Origin of the sequence: Bacillus massilinigeriensis, from assembly GCF_900117315.1 — a bacterium.
Taxonomy (GTDB): Bacteria; Bacillota; Bacilli; order Bacillales; family Cytobacillaceae; genus Bacillus_BE; species Bacillus_BE massilionigeriensis.
The window spans coordinates 2988172-3007977 of sequence record NZ_LT630337.1 but is presented as its reverse complement, the minus strand read 5'-3'; the positions used below and the strand labels follow the sequence as shown (position 1 = coordinate 3007977).

The following is a 19806-nucleotide window of genomic DNA, read 5'->3' as shown; positions in this document are numbered from 1 at the left end:
TTAGATTGGCTGTCTCTTTGAGGCAGCCTTTTTATGTATAAATATCCCACTATATTAAAAAATAAGGAGTGGAAGGAGGTAGTGTTTTGGATATTCGTGTGAAATGGTACTATCGACTTGGCTTCCTGCTCCTATTATTTATTGTTGTTTTAGTCTTTTTGAAACTTCAACAAATATGGCTCCCGATAATGAAAGCATTTATGTATGTATTAATCCCTTTTGCCATTGCCGCCTTCATTACCTACCTTCTTCATCCAGTTGTAGAAAATATTCATGAAAGAGGGATTCCAAGAGGCTTAGCAATCATACTTATTTATTTTATTTTTTTTGGCGGGGTTGGAATGGCTGTTTACAAGGGAATCCCAGCCTTTATTGCACAGTTAAAGGATCTGACGGAAAATGCCCCTTACTTCTCGAACCAGTATCGGTCCTGGATTGAAGCGGTTCAGCACCAAACATCAAAATGGCCAAACACTGTTCAGGAACGGGTTGAACAAGGAATAACAACAGTCGAAACCTCATTAGGTCAACTATTTACAAAAGTGATTAATGTGTTAGTGAGAATATTGAATTCAATTGTTGTTATAGCAATTATTCCTTTCATAGCCTTTTACATGCTAAAAGATATAGATTTAATAAAAAAGACTTGTTGGTATCTTACCCCAAGAAAATGGAGAAAAGAAGGGATTTTATTTTTAAGGGACGTTAATAAATCTCTAGGTGGCTATATTCGTGGACAGCTGTTAGTCTGCTTAATTATTGGAACACTATCATCTGTGTTATTTTGGATTATCGATATGAAATATCCTTTATTATTGGGATCCATCGTAGGGATTACAAATGTGATTCCATACTTTGGACCATTTATTGGAGCAATCCCAGCCGTTATTATTGCAGCAACGATATCTGTAAAAATGGTTGTTTTTTCTGCTATTATTATCATTCTTCTTCAATTTATGGAAGGGAATATTGTTTCTCCATTAATAATGGGAAAAAGCTTACATATGCACCCCCTTATGATTATGTTTGCCCTCCTTTCTGGTGGTCAAGTGGGGGGAATATTAGGGATGATATTGGCCGTTCCCATTTTAGCCATAATAAAAGTGGGAATGCTTCATGCAAGACATCATTTTGGCAAGTCTAGACTAAAGATCGAGCCATAAGCTCGGATGGTGCCTAATTTTACCACAAATATATTATTTTCAAATCTACATTGACAAATATCTTTTTCTATCGCTATAATTCGTAAATAGAGTGTATATAGTAAAAAATGTTGAAGGATCGATTATGTTATAGACCATCTGAGTGCTTATGCACAAAAGAGAGGAATTTCCTTGGCTGAAAGAAATTCTAGATGAAGGATAACAGAAAGCTAATCCGGAGTGCAGTTAAAACCTGCCGTCAGCCGCGTTAAGGTGAATTTGAGAGATGGATGTATTGGGTTTAAAAACTCTTTTACAAGAGTTCGCATCCATAATCAGGGTGGTACCGCGAGTTAGCTCTCGTCCCTGTTTTTGGGGATGAGGGCTTTTTGTATTGAAAAAAATATTCTTATAAATCAGGAGGATGTTTTAGAAAATGAAACAATTAACAGGATCTGAAATCCGTCGTATGTATTTAGACTTTTTTAAAGAAAAAGGTCATGCTATTGAACCAAGTGCATCACTAGTACCGCATGACGATCCTTCCTTACTTTGGATAAACAGCGGGGTTGCAACACTTAAAAAATATTTTGATGGTCGGGTGATTCCAGAAAATCCCCGTATTACAAATGCTCAAAAATCCATCCGTACGAATGATATCGAAAATGTTGGGAAAACAGCTCGTCACCATACATTCTTTGAGATGCTTGGGAATTTCTCAATCGGAAATTACTTTAAAGAAGAGGCTGTTGAATGGGCTTGGGAATTTCTAACGGATTCAAAGTGGATTGGCTTTGATCCAGAGCTTTTATCTGTTACCATCCATCCAGAGGATGAGGAAGCCTTTGAATTATGGAATAAAAAAATTGGAATTCCTGAAGAGAGAATTATTCGCTTAGAAGGAAACTTCTGGGATATCGGTGAAGGCCCATCTGGACCGAATACGGAAATTTTCTATGATCGTGGACCTGAATATGGAAACGATGAAAATGATCCGGAATTATATCCTGGTGGAGAAAATGATCGTTATCTTGAGGTTTGGAACCTTGTTTTCTCTGAATTTAATCATAATCCCGATGGTACATATACTCCACTTCCAAAGAAGAATATTGATACAGGCATGGGATTAGAGCGTATGGCTTCTGTTTGCCAAAATGTTCCAACCAACTTTGATACGGATCTATTTATGCCAATTATTAGAGCAACTGAAGAAATTTCTGGGGCTTCTTATGGTAAAAACCATGAGCATGATGTTGCCTTCAAGGTTATTGCAGACCATATCCGAACTGTATCCTTTGCTGTTGGTGATGGGGCATTACCTTCCAATGAGGGCCGCGGGTATGTATTACGTCGCTTACTTCGCCGGGCTGTTCGTTATGCGAAGCAAATTAATATTAATCGCCCATTTATGTTTGAATTAGTACCAGTCGTTGGCGAAATCATGGCTGACTTCTATCCGGAAGTAAAGAACAACGTAGATTTTATTCAAAAGGTCATTAAAAACGAAGAAGAGCGTTTCCATGAAACTTTACATGAAGGCTTAGCAATTCTTGCAGCTATGATCAAAAAAGAAAAAGAAAATGGCAGTGATACGTTATCTGGTAAAGATATATTCCGCTTATACGACACCTATGGCTTCCCAGTTGAATTAACAGAAGAATATGCTGAGGAAGAAGGAATGCGCGTTGACCATCAAGGCTTTGAGGCTGAAATGGAGCTTCAACGTGAACGTGCTCGTGCTGCAAGGCAGGAAGTGGACTCTATGCAGGTTCAAAGCGGGGTACTAGGCGAAATAAAAGCAGAGAGTAAGTTCGTTGGTTACAATCAACTCGAGACAACTTCAAAGGTTGTTGTGCTTCTTAAAGATGGACAAATTGTTCAGGAAGCAGGAACAGGCGATGAGGTTCAATTAATTCTTGATGTGACTCCATTTTATGCTGAAAGCGGCGGACAAATTGCAGACCTTGGGATTTTAGAGGCTGAAGGTTTAACCGTTGAAGTCAAGGATGTCCAAAAGGCTCCAAATGGTCAGCATTTACACCGTGCCGTAATCACACAAGGAATACTTACAGTAGATTCAAAAGTACAAGCGAAAATTGAAGAAAACAATCGCAGTCAAATTATTAAAAATCACACAGCTACTCACCTTTTACATCAAGCTTTAAAAGATGTATTGGGAGCTCATGTTAATCAGGCAGGGTCTTTAGTAGAAGCGGATCGTCTCCGTTTTGACTTTTCTCATTTTGGCCAAATCACTCCAGAAGAGTTAGAAAAGGTCGAGGCTATAGTTAATGAACAAATTTGGCGTAGCCTTGATGTAGATATTTCCTTGAAGGGAATTGAAGAAGCAAAGGCAATGGGAGCAATGGCTCTGTTCGGAGAAAAATATGGGGATGTTGTTCGCGTCGTGAAGGTTGGAGATTATAGCTTAGAGCTTTGCGGTGGATGCCATGTTCCAAACTCATCTGTAATAGGATTATTCAAAATCGTTTCTGAAAGTGGAATTGGTGCAGGAACAAGAAGAATCGAAGCAGTAACGGGAGAATCCGCTTATAAGCTAATGAATGATCAAATTGGTTTATTGAAGGAAGCTGCAAGTAAGTTAAAAACAAATCCAAAAGACGTAATGACGCGTATCGAGAACCTACTTGCTGAAATGAAGGAACTTCAGCGCGAAAATGAATCTTTGGCTACAAAATTGGGCAATATTGAAGCGGGAAGTATTGTGAATAAGGCTAAAGAAGTAAATGGTGTTACAGTACTAGCTGCAAAGGTTCAAGCTTCGGATATGAATAATCTGAGAAACATGGCTGATGAGCTTAAGCAGCAGATAGGTTCAGTCGTCATTGTATTGGGTAGTGTCCAAGAAGGAAAGGTTAACATCATTGCAGGTGTAACGAAGGATTTAATTGAAAAAGGCTACCATGCAGGAAAACTTATTAAGGAAGTGGCAACTCGTTGCGGTGGCGGCGGTGGTGGTCGTCCAGACATGGCTCAAGCCGGCGGAAAAGATCCGAATAAACTAGATGAAGCTCTACAATTTGTTGAAGAATGGGTTAAATCCATTTGATATTGGGACAAAGTAGTGTAAAATGTAGGTAACAATTAACAAGTTGGCTATTTTTTGACACAAAAGTTTACGCTTTTTGTCAAATAGTAGCCATGGGTTCACTAAAAGCGGGGTGCATAAAATGAGCTCATTTGATAAAACCATGAGGTTCAATTTTCCTGAAGAGCCAATTGAACATGATGTAAATGAGGTGCTTTTTCAAGTTTATGAAGCACTACAGGAAAAAGGATATAATCCGATTAATCAAATCGTTGGATACCTCTTATCAGGTGATCCGGCCTATATCCCACGTCATCGCGATGCTCGTAATATCATTCGAAAGTTAGAGCGCGATGAGATCATTGAAGAGCTAGTGAAATCATATTTAAAAAAACAACGTGAGGAAAAAATGAATGCGGATAATGGGTCTTGATGTCGGCTCGAAAACAGTTGGCATTGCTTTAAGTGATGAACTAGGTTGGACAGCCCAAGGCTTAGAAACCATACGTATTAACGAAGAAGAAAATGTGTTTGGTTTTGAGCGAATTGGTCAATTAATTAATGAGTATGATGTTACTAAAATCGTTGTCGGTTTACCAAAGAATATGAATGGAACGATAGGACCTAGAGGAGAAGCAAGCCAGTTTTATGCAAAAGAACTTGAAAGATTGTATGGATTGCCTACTGTCCTTTGGGATGAACGTTTAACTACGATGGCAGCCGAACGCGTCCTATTAGAAGCGGATGTAAGCCGAAAAAAAAGAAAAAAAGTCATTGATAAAATGGCAGCGGCGATCATTTTGCAAGGATATTTAGATAGTGTCAAGTAAACCTTAGGTAATAAAGACATGCCTTAAGGCAAAATATTAAATAATGAAACACTCCAAAACAGCAAAATGAGGTGTCTAGAATGAATCACGGTGATAATAATATTACTGTAGTAGATGAAGAAGGAAATGAGCAGTTATGTGAGGTTCTTTTCACATTCGACTCTGAAGAATTTGGCAAGTCATACGTTTTATATTATCCAATTGGTGCAGACGAAGACGATGAAGAAGACATTGAAATTCACGCTTCAGCCTTTATGCCAAGCGAGGATAATAATGATGGCGAATTAATGCCAATCGAAACAGAAGAAGAATGGGACCTAATTGAAGAAATGCTTAATACCTTCCTTGAAGAACAAGAAGAAGAATAAGAAATAGATAAGGCCGGCCTTGATATGAGGTCGGTTTTGTTTTTTATGTAAATTTTGAGGAGAATTGAAGGCTTTTTAAGCGTTGATTAGTGTCTTTGATACCGCTGGTAGTATAAAAACGATGGCAATATATTTTTTTATATGCCTTTGGAGAAAAATAATCCATTAAATCTTTGTTTATTCGCGAATTTACCAGTAATATTCGCGAAAATTAAAATTTATTCGCGAAAATCCTAAAAATATTCGCGAAAATTAAAATTTATTCGCGAAAATCCCCAAAATATTCGCGAAAGATTAAATTTACTCGCGAAAATCCTAAAATACTCGCAAAAAATTAAATTTACTCGCGAAAATCCTAAAATACTCGCGAAAATCCAGAAATACTCGCGAAAACCCCAGAATACTACCGAAAATCCAGAAATACTCGCGAACCCCTAATTAGTCCACCAAAAGTCCAACTCTACTCGAAAAAAATTTCACCCACAAATACTCATTTTCCCAGAACCTAAAGCTACCTCTCACAAAAATCCCCATAACTCAACTCTATTCTTTTACCACCATTCCTAATCTTTCGCAACCAAAAAACTCACAATAAACTTATGCATTCCTACTTTTTTGTATTTTCTTGCGACTTAAATAAAAAAATATAGTATAATGATTCGAGAAATGTGGAGATTCGTGCTGTGCTTTGGAGAATGGAGGGGAACTATTTGACCTTAGAAAATAAAAATGAAAAAAAAGAATACATACGTCAAAAAATGCTTGAGAAGCAAGGAGAGGCGAAGGTCGTAAGAAAAATTGTGCTCATCGTGACAATTGCGATATTCATCATTGCAGGATCACTGACTCTTGGTGGCTATATTTACATCAAATCTGCTTTAAAACCTCTTGATAAAAATGATAATAAAAACATATCTGTTGAAATCCCAATTGGTTCAAGCACTTCTGGAATCGCACAAATATTAGAGGATAAAGGGGTCATAAAAAATGCCCATATCTTTAAGTATTATGTGAAATTTAGAAATGAATCGGGATTTATGGCAGGAGAATATAAATTAAAACCATCCATGACATTGCCTCAAATTATTAATCGACTTAAGACCGGTAAGCTAATGGAAAAGGTCGTATTCAAAATGACCATTCCAGAAGGTAAGCAGCTTGATCAAATTGCCGATATCATTGCTGAAAAGACTAATCGAGACCCAGATGAAATATTTAAGCAATTAAATGATAAAAAATATATTAAATCATTAATGGACAAATATCCTAGCCTTTTAACGGAAGAGATTTTAGACGAGAATATCAAGTATCCTTTAGAGGGATATCTTTTTCCAGCAACCTATCCATTCTATAAGGAAAATCCCACTTTAGATGAAATGGTTACTTATATGCTTGATAAAACAAGTGAGGTAATCAATGAGCAAATGGGGCTAATGGAAAAGAAAAAGCTGACAGCTCACGAGGTGTTGACTATGGCATCGCTGATTGAAGAAGAAGCAACCGAAAAGGTCGATCGGGATCAAATATCAAGTGTTTTTTATAATCGATTGAAATTAAATATGCCATTGCAAACTGATCCAACCGTACTTTATGCTCAAGGGAAGCATAAGGAGAGGGTAGTGTACAAGGATTTAGAGGTGGATGATCCATACAATACTTATAAAAACGTCGGATTAACTCCTGGCCCTATCTCAAATGCTGGTGAGATATCCATAGAAGCAGCTATTAATCCAGCCAAAACAGATTTTTTATATTTCTTAGCCACAGCAGATGGAGAGGTTCTTTTTTCAAAAACATTGGATGAGCATAATGATAAGAAGGCTCAACATATAACAAAAAATGAAGAATCATGAAGAAATTGGGGAAGGCGCAAGGTTCGCTTTCCTCTTATTTTTATGTTAAAATAGAAAAAGTGTATTAATTCATTTGCTGATAGCGTAACACACAGATTTGTATGGTTTTGTTTCTTTTTAGCCAAACCTAGTAGTGCATAAACCCCTGTCTTTTATGTACAACTCCTGTGAACGCTATTTTTTCATGTCTAAAATAGACAGACGGAACCTTGCTACCTAGATTGTTACTTCCAATGATTTGTCCGATAGTATGATAAGGATAGAGGTGAGGCAGCTTGTTCAATGAGAAGCTGCATAATTATATAGAAGAACTTATACCTAATAGACCTGAGCTTTTGCAGAGAATGGAATTTTATGCAAAGGAGCATCATGTGCCAATCATGGAGATAACTGGAATTGAAGTGATGCTCCAGTTGCTTAGGATGCAGCAGCCAAAAAATATTTTAGAAGTAGGTACGGCAATAGGATATTCTGCCATTAGAATGATTTATACTATCCCTGATACAAGGGTCGTTACCATTGAAAGGGACCCTGAAAGATATGAGGTGGCAGAACAATATTTTAAGGAGGCAGGGATTGACTCACAGGTTGTTTTACTAAAAGGGGATGCGTTAAATCTTGTCGATGAGGTTCAAGGACACGGACCTTATGATTGTATCTTCATTGACGCAGCAAAGGGTCAATATAAGAAATTTTTCGAGTACTATGCACCGTTTTTAAATGAAAATGGGATAATTATTACGGACAACGTATTATTTAAGGGACTAGTAGCAGAATCGAATATAGAGAGCAAAAGAACGAAAAATTTAGTCAAAAAAATAAGAGACTTTAATCTTTGGCTGATGAATCATCCGGATTATGACACAGTAATCCTACCGGTTGGAGATGGAATAGCAATAAGTAAGAAGAGGTGAGCAGAATGAAAAAACCCGAATTATTAGTAACTCCGATATCAGTGAATGATATCGCTCCTCTTGCCGAAGCAGGAGCAGATGCATTTGTTATTGGTGAGCAAAAATTTGGATTAAGATTAGCAGGAGAATTTTCTAGGGAAGATGTTAAAAAGGCAATTGAGCTTGCCCATCAGAAAGGGAAAAAAGTCTATGTTGCTATGAATGCCATTTTTCATAATGAAATGGTTGACCAGCTAGCTGATTATTTACGATTTGCCTATGATGCAAAAGCAGATGCGATTATCTTTGGTGACCCGGCAGTATTGATGGTCGCTCGTGAAGTGGTACCAGATATGAAGCTTCATTGGAGTACAGAAACGACAGGAACAAACTGGTATACATGTAACTATTGGGGTCGAAAAGGGGCAAAACGAGCAGTTTTAGCCCGTGAAATTAACATGGATGCAGTCATTGAAATTAAGGAACAGGCTGAAGTCGAAATTGAAGTACAAATTCATGGGATGACAACCATGTTCCAGTCAAAGCGTTCTCTATTAGGCAACTATTTCTTATACCAAGGCAAGGCGATGGAAGTTGAAAATCGTAAATTGGAAAAGAATATGTTCCTTCATGATAAGGAGAGGGGAAACAAGTACCCAATTTTTGAGGATATCAATGGAACACATATCATGAGTCCAAACGATATTTGCATGATTGATGAGCTTCAGGAAATGGTTGAGGCAGGCGTAGACTCCTTTAAAATAGATGGGATTTTAAAAAGCCCTGAATATATCCTAACTGTAACAAAGCTTTATCGAAAAGCAATTGATCTTTGTGTTGAAGACGTCGATCAGTACGAAGAAGAAAAAGACGAGCTATTAGGGCAAATCCAAGAGATTCAACCGGCAAATCGCCCGTTAGATACTGGTTTCTTCTTTAAAGAAACGGTCTATTAACAGTCAAAATAAATCAGGGAGGAAAGCAAATGACAACGTTAGTAAAAGAGCCTATTTCAAAAATCGTTGACGGAAAACGTGTCATTGTGAAAAAGCCTGAGTTACTTGCTCCAGCAGGTAATTTGGAAAAGTTAAAAATAGCTGTTCACTATGGTGCGGATGCTGTTTTTATTGGCGGACAAGAATATGGATTACGATCAAATGCGGATAACTTTACATTTGAAGAAATGAAAGAAGGCGTGGAATTCGCCAAGAAGTATGGGGCAAAAATTTACGTTACAACAAATATAATTGCACATAATGAAAATATTGATGGATTAGAAGACTATGTTTTAGGTCTTAGAGAAGCCGGAATTCATGGGGTTATTGTGGCTGATCCACTTATTATTGAAACGGTTAAAAGACTTGCACCAGAAATCGAGGTCCATTTGAGCACACAGCAATCCCTATCAAACTGGAAGGCCGTTCAATTTTGGAAGGAAGAAGGCTTAGAAAGAGTAGTATTGGCAAGGGAAACAAGTGCGGAAGAAATTAAAGAAATGAAGGAAAAAGTAGATATTGAAATCGAAACCTTCGTTCATGGTGCGATGTGTATTGCCTATTCTGGGCGCTGTACACTAAGTAACCATATGACAGCACGAGACTCAAACCGAGGCGGCTGCTGTCAAAGCTGTCGATGGGATTACGATTTATATCAACTTGAAGGTGAGAAGGAAAATCCATTATTCTCAGAGAATGATGAGCATTTTGCCATGAGCCCAAAGGACTTAAATTTAATTCAGTCTATCCCTCGGATGATTGAAATAGGAATTGATAGCCTGAAGGTTGAAGGACGCATGAAATCCATTCACTATATTGCAACGGTGGTTAGTGTCTATCGTAAAGTGATTGATACGTATTGTGCGGATCCTGACAACTTTGTAATTAAAAGAGAATGGCTGGAGGAGTTAGATAAATGTGCAAACCGCGAAACAGCCCCAGCATTCTTTGAAGGTGTTCCTGGGTATAAAGAGCAAATGTTTGGTAATCATAGCAAAAAGACTACATTTGATTTTGTAGGCTTAGTGAAGGATTATAATCCAGAAACAAAAATCGTTACATTGCAGCAACGTAACTTCTTTAAGCCAGGTCAAGAAGTTGAATTTTTTGGTCCAGAAATCGAAAACTTTACTACAGTTATTGAAAAAATCTGGGATGAAGATGGAAATGAGCTTGATGCAGCTCGCCATCCATTACAAATTGTTAAATTTAAACTCGATCAACCGGTTTACCCAAACAACATGATGCGAAAGGAGCAATAATACCACCATGGAACGCAAGCCAGTTGTTATAGGAGTCGCCGGGGGATCCGGTTCTGGAAAAACAAGTGTAACCAAAGCCATTTATGATTGGTTTCATGGTCACTCCATCTTAATGCTTGAACAGGATTACTATTATAAGGATCAATCCCATCTTCCCTATGAAGAAAGATTAAAAACGAATTATGATCACCCACTAGCTTTTGATACAGACCTGTTAATTGAGCATTTAAAGAAGCTGCTCAATTATGAACCCATTCAAAAGCCTGTTTATGACTATGCGATACACACTCGATCCAATAAAGTTATCAATGTAGAACCTAAGGATGTTATCATTCTCGAAGGTATACTCGTTCTTGAAGATGAGCGATTACGCAATCTGATGGATATTAAATTATTTGTCGACACAGATGCAGACTTGCGAATCATTCGTCGTCTTATGAGGGATATCAAGGAAAGAGGAAGATCAATGGATTCAGTGATTGAACAATATGTGAGTGTGGTCCGCCCAATGCATAATCAGTTTATTGAACCAACCAAGAGATATGCGGACATTATTATTCCCGAAGGTGGACATAATCATGTGGCAATCGATTTAATGGTCACAAAGATACAAACAATCCTTGAACAAAAATCATTTTTATGAAACAATAGCATAGAAAATATATATAAAAAGAATGAAAAAGTATGCGCGTCTATTTAAGGCGCGCTCCTGTGCATTTATTCATTTTAAATGCTTTTAAATGCCTTACATAATATTGAGACACAATCTGATTTATGATTGTGGGTTAGGAGTGAAGGAATTGTCTACAGAGAAAGAATTTCCAATGACATTAGCTGGAAAAGAAAAATTAGAGCAAGAATTAGAATACTTAAAAACTGTAAAAAGAAAAGAAGTGGTTGAAAGAATAAAGATTGCTCGTAGTTTCGGAGACTTATCAGAAAATTCCGAGTATGATTCTGCTAAAGAAGAGCAAGCTTTCGTAGAAGGAAGAATTACCACTTTAGAAAATATGATTCGTAATGCAAAAATCATTTCAGAAGATGTAAGCGGTGATACTGTATCCCTTGGAAGATCAGTAACCTTTGTTGAATTACCAGGTGGGGAAGAAGAAACCTACACAATCGTTGGTAGCGCAGAGGCAGATCCTTTCGAAGGTAAAATATCCAATGATTCTCCAATAGCAAAGAGCTTAATGGGAAAAAGCGTTGGAGATGAAGTGGCAGTACAAACTCCTGGTGGGGAAATGAACGTTAAAATTGTCTCTATTAAATAATTATTGTTCTTTTATCATTTAATATTAACGAAAATATTTATACTTAGATTTAACTTAATAGTTTGAAAATAGCATTCCTCGTCAACACTTTTGACGAGGTGTTTTTTTATGTGGAGAAAAAGGGCAATTGTAATTGGTGGAATATTTATTTTCATGATTTTTCTTTTAATTGGAAGGCTAGTTGAAGTTCAATTAGTATCGACTGAGAGCTTTTCTAAACATCAAGTAAATTTATTGGAAAGCAGTGTCAAACAGCGTTCACAGGAAGTTATTATTGATAGTGGAAGAGGAGAATTTCTAGATCGAATGGGAGAACCACTGACACATAAAAGCATCCCAGTGCTCATTCTATTCCCATTCTTAAAAAATATGGAGTGGGATGTTGAAAAGGTATCCAAGATTATTGGCATATCTAAGTTTTCTCTGCAGTTATCCATCGAAAAGGCGAAAGAGCCATTTGCATTTGGAGACCCTCACCCGATTCCTCTCACAGAAGATCAGATGAAGGAAATTAACGAATTAAAAATTCCTGGTGTATTTGCTGTTGAGAGAAAATATGATGAACTGGATTCAATAGCTGAACAGCTGATAGGTATCACCGGTGAAAATACGAATGTTCTTAATAAAAGATACCCTGATAAAGATCTATCCCCACAAACATTAGTCGGTTTATCTGGACTTGAAAAGAGCTTTGACGAATTTCTATTACCCGAAGGAAAGTCTAAATTAGTCTACCATGTTGATGCAAGGGGCGGACCTTTATTTGGTATCAATGTAAAATATGTGGAGCCCGCTAATCCCTTTTATCCCGTCAATGTGAAAACAACGATTGATAAAAAACTACAAATGAGACTAGAGAAGCTAGTTGATGGCCAAGGAATTAAAAAGGGAGGACTTGTTCTTCTTGATATTAAAACAAATAGCGTTTTAGCCATGGTATCGCGGCCAAAAATAAATAGGGATGCCCCTTTCGATGAGAGAACAAGTGGAATAAAGAACATGATGCTAACTCAACAAATAATGGGCTCAGTTTTTAAAACCGTTGTAGCAGCCGCTTCGATTGATTATCAATTAGACGACCCAAAAAGAACATTTGATTGTAGTAAAAAAATCAATGGTGACCCAGATCCTGTGTATGATCATGGAATGCTAAATTTTAGTGAAAGCTTTGCACGAAGCTGTAACAATACATTTGGAACACTAGCAAAAGAGCTTAAAGATATGGACCCTAATCTGCTTACAAAATATGCAGAGAAGCTATCCTTGACTGGTACAGTAGGTTGGAATGATTCCATATTCCATATCAATTCCTTCAAACAATTGCCGGATGAAGAAAAGGGAAGAGTATTTCTGTCTGAAGAAGCAATGAAGGATGATAACTTTGTTGCCTTATCAGGGATAGGTCAGCATGAGGTCAGGGCGACACCACTTGCAATCGCCAACATGATGTCAACCATCGCAAAAGGTGGAAAAAAGGAAAGTGTACGAGTAGCATCAGAAATTCAATATAAAAATGGAACATCACTTATGGAATTTGATAAGGAAAAGCTAGAAGGGGAAACCCTTTCTCCTTATACTGCGATGAAGCTTCAAAAATTACTTAGAGGAGTAGTTACTAATGATCATGGAACTGGCAGATGGTTTCAGGAATTGCCGTACGAAGTGGCAGGTAAATCGGGTACAGCAGAAACCGATCAATATGTAAAAGGAAAGCAACTTCATAATAAATGGTTTGCTGGATATTTTCCTTATAAAAACCCGCAATATGCACTTGTAACGGTAAATCTAGGGGTTTATGAGGATGAGGGGGCTGTCAATCCTTTATTCGCTAGTGTTGTTAAAGCAATATATGATTACAATGACAATAATTAGGAATAACCCTTTTTCCACTTGAATCTTAATGCGATTCTGCTATACTATTTGTTCATGAAGGTCTGGTATCGCGTTTTTCTTCATGTTACTACTAAGACATGGTAGAATATGTATAGGCCAAGGGGAAGCTAAAATTATTTGCTGACTCATGAAAGGGAGGAAAGCATCGATGAATGATGAATTACGTTCATCTCGTTCTGAACAAAGATCAAAAAGGAGAAAAACAAATCTTATATTAAATGGACTAATTGCCATTGTATTAATCCTAATAGTAGTGATTTCCGCAAATATTTTTTTCGATGATAATTCCAAAGATGATACAAAAAAGGATAACAAAATAGAGACTAAACAAGAATCAACGAAGGAAGACCAAGATAATACAGCAGAGGATTCTAGCACAACTGAAAGTGAAGATGTCTCAACAGATATGCCATCTGATACGGGTGAAGATCTAACTCAAAATGGTGATAATGAGCCAGTTGAGACAAATGGTGAAGCAGTGGAAACGGAAGGCGGAAGTGACGAAAGTGTCCAGAAGACCATTGTCAATCCTAGCTGGCAACCTGTTGGTACAACACAAACAGGTGAGCATTCGGCAGTGTATGACTCAAATTCTGCGGATTGGAAGGAGATGCTAAAGGCAATTTCTTATGGATCTGGGGTAGAAGAAAGTAATATGACAGTATTATTTTTAGGCAATAATGGTCCGAATAAATCAGTAGGAAATATATTAGCAAAGAGTGAACAAAAAAAATACAGAGTCTTCATTGAATGGGTTGAGGGTGAAGGCTGGAAACCAACGAAAGTGGAAGTCTTAAAATAAAAAAAGCCTCCGTTCATTATGATTCGTTTCATCTATCATAATATTGAACGGAGGTCTTTTTTTGAAGTCACCTTTTTGCTTTAAAATGAACAACAGCGCTATAAAGAGTTCTCCCCTTCTCATCAACATGCATCTGATGAGAGACAGAATGAACACCTAGAAGAATAGCCTTATTCAATTCAATTTGATCATTAATCTTCCTTTCTAATGTTTTGATATCTACCGCTTCAAAAAATTCAATCTTATCCTCAATTATTTCTATTTGAAAATTCAACCTTCTCGCTCCTCTTTCAATCAACTAACTTTATTTTAGGGAAACAATTCCTGTTAATCAATAAACTTTCTTCTATTTCCACTAGTAAAAAATAGTATAATAGTGCAAACATAGGAAGATTGGGGAGAGAAATAATGGAAAAGGGCCTAAGTGGAAAAAAGGTAGTTATTGCGGGTTCTCGAAAGACCGATGAGATGAGTACATTGATTGAAAAACAAGGTGGCATACCCATTTTGCGACCACTGCAAGGTACTGTTTATTTTGACGAGAAGAAATTAGAGAAGGATTTTTTGTCTTTTCTTAAAAAGGGTGCAGACTGGACGATTTTTACCACTGGAATGGGGATTCAGACATTAATAGAGGTCAGCCTAAAATTGGGTGTGAAAGACCGTTTTTTATCAATCATAGGAAACTCAAGTGTAGCTTCAAGAGGGTATAAAACCTTTGCAGCCTTAAAGAAGCTTGAAGTTGTGCCGAGGGCTGTTGACGACGATGGCACAAACCGTGGTTTAGTCCGTTCACTAGAAAATGATGATTTTCACGGAAAAAAAGTCATGGTCCAGCTTCATGGAGAAAATGCACCAACATTAATATCATTTCTTGAAAAAAGAGGGGCTGAAGTCATGAAACTATTGCCGTATCAGCATATTCCTCCACAAAAAGAAATAGTAGATCTGCTTTGCCAAGAAATCTCAATGAATAATATTGACGCAATATGCTTTACGACGGCTATTCAAGTCCGGTCATTATTTGATTATGCAAGAGAGATAGGAGTTTTAGATTCAATTCTAGATGCATTTAATGAAAAGGTATTAGCTGCTGCAGTTGGAAAGGTAACGGCAGAAGCATTAAGTGAAGAAGGGTTAGAAAACTTTCTTGTACCTGACAATGAACGGATGGGAGCTATGATTATTGGGCTTTCACGTTATTATTCGAGTCAAGGTAATGAATAAGCTGAAATAGGTTGGAAAGTACACAAAATATCCCTAAAATACTTTAAACCCATACCATTAGACCTACTATATTGATTGAAAAAAGAATAATGCTGTGGTAAAGTTAGAACATCTTTTATTTTAATTCATAGTATACTCATAGGAATTTGTTAGTATGACATCGGAGAGTGACAGCAGATGGGAAAAGAGTTTATTGAGCTATTTGAGAACTGGGCAGATTCATATGATGATAGTGTGACTGGACACGACCCCGAATATAAGGATGTATTTCTAAACTACGATCGTATTTTGAATAACGTGGCGAAGCGCTCCTTCGGTCATGTACTAGAGTTTGGTCCGGGTACTGGTAATTTAACAGCTACATTAATTCGATACGGATTAAAGGTGACAGGAGTGGAACCATCCCCTGCTATGAGAAGGATTGCAAAGGAGAAATTGAAGAACAAGGTAACGATTATCGACGGTGATTTTCTACAATTTCCAAAATTGCCTTTTAATACAATCGTCAGTACCTATGCATTTCATCATTTAACAGATCAGGAAAAGGAAGAAGCTTTTAGCATCTATGGAAATCTCTTAACACCAGGTGGTAAAATAGTTTTTGCGGATACAATGTACGAATCTGAAGAAGCCTATAATGAGGCCATAAAGGATGCGTTGACTAAAGGCTATCATAATCTAGCTGAAGATTTGCAGAGAGAATATTATACAACGATTCCACTATTAAAAGAAATAGCAGAGCAGCATGGCTTTTCGGTTACTTTTGATAGGTGCAATGATTTTGTTTGGATTATGGAGTGTGTAAAGGAAAGATAATCTGCGAAAACCATATTAGAAAGAGGTAAGGGTATTGAAGATTGCCATCATCGGAGCAATGGAAGAAGAAGTAACTTTACTACGTGACAAAATAGAGAATAAAACCCAAGAAATCATCGCTGGCTGTGAATTTACTAGTGGAATAATGGACGGAGCAGAGGTTATTTTATTACGTTCAGGAATTGGAAAAGTGAATGCTGCTATGTCTACGACCATCCTTTTAGAGAAGTTTAAACCTGATGTCGTTGTGAATACAGGTTCTGCAGGCGGTTATAATCCAGAGCTAAATGTAGGAGATATTGTGATTTCTACAGAAGTTAGGCATCATGATGTAGATGTCACTATATTTGGCTATGAATATGGTCAAGTTCCACAGCTTCCAGCAGCATTTACTGCGGATTCAAAATTAGTGGAAATAGCCTTAGAATGTGCGAAGGAAATTGATGGAATTCAATCTGTAAAAGGATTAATTGCGACTGGGGATTCCTTTATGAATGACCCCGTTAGAGTGGAATTTGTAAGGGGAAAATTTAAGGAGCTCCAAGCGGTTGAGATGGAAGCAGCGGCCATTGCCCAAGTGGCTCACCAATTTGGAACTCCATTTGTGATTATTCGCTCTTTATCTGATATTGCAGGTAAGGAATCAAATATTTCCTTTGATCAATTTTTAGAAAAAGCTGCCTTACATTCGTCCACCCTAGTCATGAAAATCGTGTCGGCATTAAAAATTCATTAATCACTTTGTTTAAATAAATGTATATATTGCTTAAAACAGAAAGTTGATTAAACTTATCAAGCATGAATTAGTTAGTGAATTTGAAATAAAAGCCAAAAATTATTGGACGGGTGGGACATCAAGAATGGAGATTTATCATAATGTCCATGAAATAATCGGTCAAACTCCAATCATGGAAATTACTCAATTCCAATTGCCGGAGAAGGTGCGCCTCTTTGCGAAATTAGAATTTATGAATCCAGGTGGGAGTGTTAAGGATCGGTTAGGAATTGAATTATTAGATGCGGCTTTTAAATCAGGTGAATTAAAGCCAGGTGGAACGGTGATAGAGCCTACTGCTGGAAATACAGGTATTGGTCTTGCTTTAGCTGCGATTAATAAACAATTAAAGATTATTCTTTGTGTTCCGGAGAAGTTCAGTCTCGAAAAGCAGGCATTAATGCGAGCTCTTGGTGCTGAAGTGGTACATACCCCAACTGAGGAGGGGATGACAGGAGCTATCAAAAAGGCAAAGGAACTAGTGGAACAAATTCCTAATTCCTATTGTCCACAGCAGTTTGCTAATCCTTCCAATCCTGGGACCTATTATAAAACTTTAGCACCAGAAATGTGGCAACAGCTTGATGGGGAAATTGATGTGTTTGTGGCAGGTGCAGGGTCTGGTGGTACCTTTATGGGGACCTCTCGATATTTAAAGGAGAAAAAGCCGGAAATTAAAACCGTGATTGTTGAACCAGAAGGATCAATCATAGCTGGAGGAGAAGCCGGTCCGCATAAAACAGAAGGAATCGGAATGGAATTTTTACCAGAATTTATGGATCGAGCGTATTTTGATGCGATTCATACCGTATCAGATGATGATGCCTTTCGTTTGGTGAAGGAGCTAGCGTCGAAAGAAGGTTTGTTAGTAGGAAGCTCATCAGGAGCTGCTTTTTATGCTGCTTTACAGGAAGCAAAAGCCGCAAAACCCGGAACGAATATCGTCGTCATTTTTCCAGATGGAAGCGAGAGATATTTAAGTAAAAACATCTTTGAAGGAGGCATATAATCTTGAAAACAAAAACAAAATTAATTCATGGTGGCATATCTGGAGATCCGCTAACAGGAGCAGTTTCTGTACCGATTTATCAGGTTAGTACGTACAAGCAAGAAGGTATTGGTGGTCACAAAGGGTTTGAATACTCTCGTACAGGAAATCCAACTAGACACGCTTTAGAAGAACTGATGAAGGATTTAGAGGGTGGAAAAGCAGGATTTGCCTTTGGCTCCGGAATGGCTGCGATTACAGCTGTCTTTATGCTATTGAATAGCGGAGACCATGTCATCTTAACTGATGATGTATATGGTGGTACTTTTCGTGTTATGACAAAGGTGTTAAATCGATTTGGTCTTGAATTTACCTTTGTCGATACAAGTCATTTAGAAAATATTGAGAAGGAAATCAAGCCAAATACAAAAGCCATCTATTTAGAAACACCAACGAATCCACTTTTAAAAATAACGGATATTAAAGAAGCATCAAGAATTGCTAAGGAAAACAATTTATTAACTATCGTAGACAATACCTTTTCAACACCCTACTGGCAGAATCCACTAGAATTAGGTGCAGATATTGTTCTTCATAGCGCAACGAAATATCTAGGCGGCCACAGTGATGTTGTCGCTGGTGTAGTAGTTGTTAATAGTGAAAGGCTTGCAGAGGATTTACACTTTGTCCAAAATTCAACCGGTGGCGTTCTTGGACCTCAAGACGCTTGGTTATTGATGAGAGGAATTAAGACACTTGGTATTCGAATGGAAGAGCACGAAGAGAATACCAATAAAATTGTAAACTTCCTAAATAATCATCCAGCTGTCAAAAAGGTCTATTATCCGGGTTTAGAGAACCATCCAAATCATGAAATTGCTAAAAAGCAATCGGCTGGATTTGGAGGAATGGTTTCCTTTGATGTTGGCAGCGCAGAAAATGCTGATAAATTATTAGGTAAGGTTAAATACTTTACACTCGCAGAAAGTCTTGGAGCAGTGGAGAGCCTAATTTCTGTTCCAGCCAAAATGACCCATGCCTCTATTCCAAAGGAACGTAGAGAAGAGCTTGGTATTACGGATGGTTTAGTTCGAATATCCGTAGGACTTGAGGATGCAGAGGATTTAATTGAAGACTTGAAAATTGCACTGGACAATTAAGGGAAAACAAAAAGAGCCGACTAAGAGGAGCTTCTCCTCCAAAAGTCGGCTCTTTTCCATTTTTACTATAAATTACACCACCTGAAAAAAGAAAAAGTGTGCTAAATTAGAATATGATTGTTAAAGATTACGAGAAGGGGTAAAGAATTAGATGAAAACTAATGTAAAAAAACTTTATGAAAATATGAAAGATTTGCATCGTTTTGCAGTCGTATTCTTGGCAATAGGTGCATTTTTTTATTTAGGAGTTATCATCCCTTCTGATAAATCAGAATTAGACCAATATATAATGATGGGTTCAGCCACATCCTTTTTGATTGTATCTATTATTCTTTTTTACAACTCAAAACGATTTCGTACAAGACTTCTAGAAACGGAAGAAGGACAAGAATATATTGCGAAAAAATAACGTTCCATACGGGGCGTTTTTTTTTCGCAAAATTTATGGAGGATTTGCATAAAAAATTTATTTTTTGAAA

General features: G+C 37.4%; 20 protein-coding genes. 19 read left to right on the top strand and 1 reads right to left on the bottom strand.

Features of this window, described 5'->3' with window-relative positions; genetic code table 11:
* The first annotated feature begins 86 nt into the window (after positions 1–86).
* From BQ6100_RS15040 to BQ6100_RS14980, 13 genes are all read left to right on the top strand, one after another.
* Complete coding sequence (locus BQ6100_RS15040) at positions 87–1163, top strand: AI-2E family transporter (RefSeq protein ID WP_075982402.1); 1077 nt, start codon at positions 87–89, stop codon at positions 1161–1163.
* Positions 1164–1578: 415 nt separating this feature from the next.
* Positions 1579–4212 carry an alanine--tRNA ligase gene (gene alaS / locus BQ6100_RS15035; RefSeq protein ID WP_075982401.1) on the top strand — a complete coding sequence of 878 codons (2634 nt, stop codon included), beginning with the start codon at positions 1579–1581 and terminating at the stop codon, positions 4210–4212.
* A gap of 121 nt (positions 4213–4333) precedes the next feature.
* Positions 4334–4624: an IreB family regulatory phosphoprotein gene (locus tag BQ6100_RS15030; RefSeq protein ID WP_075982400.1), complete on the top strand. Its 291-nt coding sequence runs from the start codon at positions 4334–4336 to the stop codon at positions 4622–4624.
* Positions 4605–5021 carry a Holliday junction resolvase RuvX gene (gene ruvX / locus BQ6100_RS15025; protein ID WP_075982399.1) on the top strand — a complete coding sequence of 139 codons (417 nt, stop codon included), beginning with the start codon at positions 4605–4607 and terminating at the stop codon, positions 5019–5021. Before BQ6100_RS15030 ends, ruvX begins: the two co-directional genes overlap by 20 nt.
* 80 nt (positions 5022–5101) lie before the next feature.
* Positions 5102–5389: a DUF1292 domain-containing protein gene (locus tag BQ6100_RS15020; RefSeq protein ID WP_075982398.1), complete on the top strand. Its 288-nt coding sequence runs from the start codon at positions 5102–5104 to the stop codon at positions 5387–5389.
* A gap of 710 nt (positions 5390–6099) precedes the next feature.
* Positions 6100–7242, top strand: coding sequence for an endolytic transglycosylase MltG (gene mltG, locus BQ6100_RS15015; RefSeq protein ID WP_075982397.1), 1143 nt, complete (start codon positions 6100–6102; stop codon positions 7240–7242).
* A gap of 275 nt (positions 7243–7517) precedes the next feature.
* Complete coding sequence (locus BQ6100_RS15010; protein WP_075982396.1) at positions 7518–8156, top strand: O-methyltransferase; 639 nt, start codon at positions 7518–7520, stop codon at positions 8154–8156.
* Positions 8157–8161: 5 nt separating this feature from the next.
* Positions 8162–9091, top strand: a complete 930-nt coding sequence (locus tag BQ6100_RS15005; protein ID WP_075982395.1) for a peptidase U32 family protein — start codon at positions 8162–8164, stop codon at positions 9089–9091.
* Between the two features lie 29 nt (positions 9092–9120).
* Positions 9121–10392, top strand: a complete 1272-nt coding sequence (locus BQ6100_RS15000; RefSeq protein ID WP_075982394.1) for a peptidase U32 family protein — start codon at positions 9121–9123, stop codon at positions 10390–10392.
* Positions 10393–10399: 7 nt separating this feature from the next.
* The gene (gene udk, locus BQ6100_RS14995; RefSeq protein ID WP_075982393.1) at positions 10400–11035 is read left to right on the top strand and encodes a uridine kinase; all 636 of its coding nucleotides are present in this window, start codon (positions 10400–10402) and stop codon (positions 11033–11035) included.
* A 157-nt stretch (positions 11036–11192) separates the two neighbouring features.
* On the top strand, positions 11193–11666 hold the full coding sequence (gene greA / locus BQ6100_RS14990) for a transcription elongation factor GreA (RefSeq protein WP_075982392.1): 474 nt from the start codon (positions 11193–11195) through the stop codon (positions 11664–11666).
* Positions 11667–11774: 108 nt separating this feature from the next.
* Positions 11775–13538 carry a peptidoglycan D,D-transpeptidase FtsI family protein gene (locus tag BQ6100_RS14985; RefSeq protein ID WP_075982391.1) on the top strand — a complete coding sequence of 588 codons (1764 nt, stop codon included), beginning with the start codon at positions 11775–11777 and terminating at the stop codon, positions 13536–13538.
* 169 nt (positions 13539–13707) lie between these two features.
* Positions 13708–14361 (top strand): DUF1510 family protein, encoded by a 654-nt coding sequence (locus BQ6100_RS14980; protein WP_075982390.1) that lies wholly within the window; start codon positions 13708–13710, stop codon positions 14359–14361.
* A gap of 67 nt (positions 14362–14428) precedes the next feature.
* Here the strand turns inward: BQ6100_RS14980 and BQ6100_RS14975 are convergent, their stop codons facing one another.
* Positions 14429–14635: a YrzA family protein gene (locus BQ6100_RS14975; RefSeq protein WP_075982389.1), complete on the bottom strand. Its 207-nt coding sequence runs from the start codon at positions 14633–14635 to the stop codon at positions 14429–14431.
* 134 nt (positions 14636–14769) lie between these two features.
* On the opposite strand from BQ6100_RS14975, the gene BQ6100_RS14970 reads away from it, so the two are divergent.
* From BQ6100_RS14970 to BQ6100_RS14945, 6 genes are all read left to right on the top strand, one after another.
* Complete coding sequence (locus BQ6100_RS14970) at positions 14770–15588, top strand: uroporphyrinogen-III synthase (RefSeq protein ID WP_075982388.1); 819 nt, start codon at positions 14770–14772, stop codon at positions 15586–15588.
* Between the two features lie 177 nt (positions 15589–15765).
* Positions 15766–16404, top strand: coding sequence for a class I SAM-dependent methyltransferase (locus tag BQ6100_RS14965; protein ID WP_075982387.1), 639 nt, complete (start codon positions 15766–15768; stop codon positions 16402–16404).
* Between the two features lie 34 nt (positions 16405–16438).
* On the top strand, positions 16439–17140 hold the full coding sequence (gene mtnN, locus BQ6100_RS14960) for a 5'-methylthioadenosine/S-adenosylhomocysteine nucleosidase (protein WP_075982386.1): 702 nt from the start codon (positions 16439–16441) through the stop codon (positions 17138–17140).
* Positions 17141–17264: 124 nt separating this feature from the next.
* Positions 17265–18188, top strand: a complete 924-nt coding sequence (gene cysK, locus BQ6100_RS14955) for a cysteine synthase A (protein ID WP_075982385.1) — start codon at positions 17265–17267, stop codon at positions 18186–18188.
* Between the two features lie 2 nt (positions 18189–18190).
* Positions 18191–19327 (top strand): bifunctional cystathionine gamma-lyase/homocysteine desulfhydrase, encoded by a 1137-nt coding sequence (locus BQ6100_RS14950; RefSeq protein WP_075982384.1) that lies wholly within the window; start codon positions 18191–18193, stop codon positions 19325–19327.
* A gap of 151 nt (positions 19328–19478) precedes the next feature.
* Positions 19479–19736, top strand: a complete 258-nt coding sequence (locus BQ6100_RS14945; protein WP_075982383.1) for a YrhC family protein — start codon at positions 19479–19481, stop codon at positions 19734–19736.
* Positions 19737–19806 lie beyond the last annotated feature (70 nt).

What these genes read in the sequence shown, in the direction of transcription:
- BQ6100_RS15020 (WP_075982398.1), top strand. Translation starts at nt 5,102, where the DNA reads ATGAATCACGGTGATAATAATATTACTGTAGTAGATGAAGAAGGAAAT.
- BQ6100_RS15000 (WP_075982394.1), top strand. Translation starts at nt 9,121, where the DNA reads ATGACAACGTTAGTAAAAGAGCCTATTTCAAAAATCGTTGACGGAAAA.
- udk (WP_075982393.1), top strand. Translation starts at nt 10,400, where the DNA reads ATGGAACGCAAGCCAGTTGTTATAGGAGTCGCCGGGGGATCCGGTTCT.
- alaS (WP_075982401.1), top strand. Translation starts at nt 1,579, where the DNA reads ATGAAACAATTAACAGGATCTGAAATCCGTCGTATGTATTTAGACTTT.
- BQ6100_RS14945 (WP_075982383.1), top strand. Translation starts at nt 19,479, where the DNA reads ATGAAAACTAATGTAAAAAAACTTTATGAAAATATGAAAGATTTGCAT.
- BQ6100_RS15005 (WP_075982395.1), top strand. Translation starts at nt 8,162, where the DNA reads ATGAAAAAACCCGAATTATTAGTAACTCCGATATCAGTGAATGATATC.
- ruvX (WP_075982399.1), top strand. Translation starts at nt 4,605, where the DNA reads ATGCGGATAATGGGTCTTGATGTCGGCTCGAAAACAGTTGGCATTGCT.
- cysK (WP_075982385.1), top strand. Translation starts at nt 17,265, where the DNA reads ATGGAGATTTATCATAATGTCCATGAAATAATCGGTCAAACTCCAATC.
- BQ6100_RS14965 (WP_075982387.1), top strand. Translation starts at nt 15,766, where the DNA reads ATGGGAAAAGAGTTTATTGAGCTATTTGAGAACTGGGCAGATTCATAT.
- BQ6100_RS14970 (WP_075982388.1), top strand. Translation starts at nt 14,770, where the DNA reads ATGGAAAAGGGCCTAAGTGGAAAAAAGGTAGTTATTGCGGGTTCTCGA.
- BQ6100_RS14980 (WP_075982390.1), top strand. Translation starts at nt 13,708, where the DNA reads ATGAATGATGAATTACGTTCATCTCGTTCTGAACAAAGATCAAAAAGG.
- BQ6100_RS14985 (WP_075982391.1), top strand. Translation starts at nt 11,775, where the DNA reads ATGTGGAGAAAAAGGGCAATTGTAATTGGTGGAATATTTATTTTCATG.
- BQ6100_RS15030 (WP_075982400.1), top strand. Translation starts at nt 4,334, where the DNA reads ATGAGCTCATTTGATAAAACCATGAGGTTCAATTTTCCTGAAGAGCCA.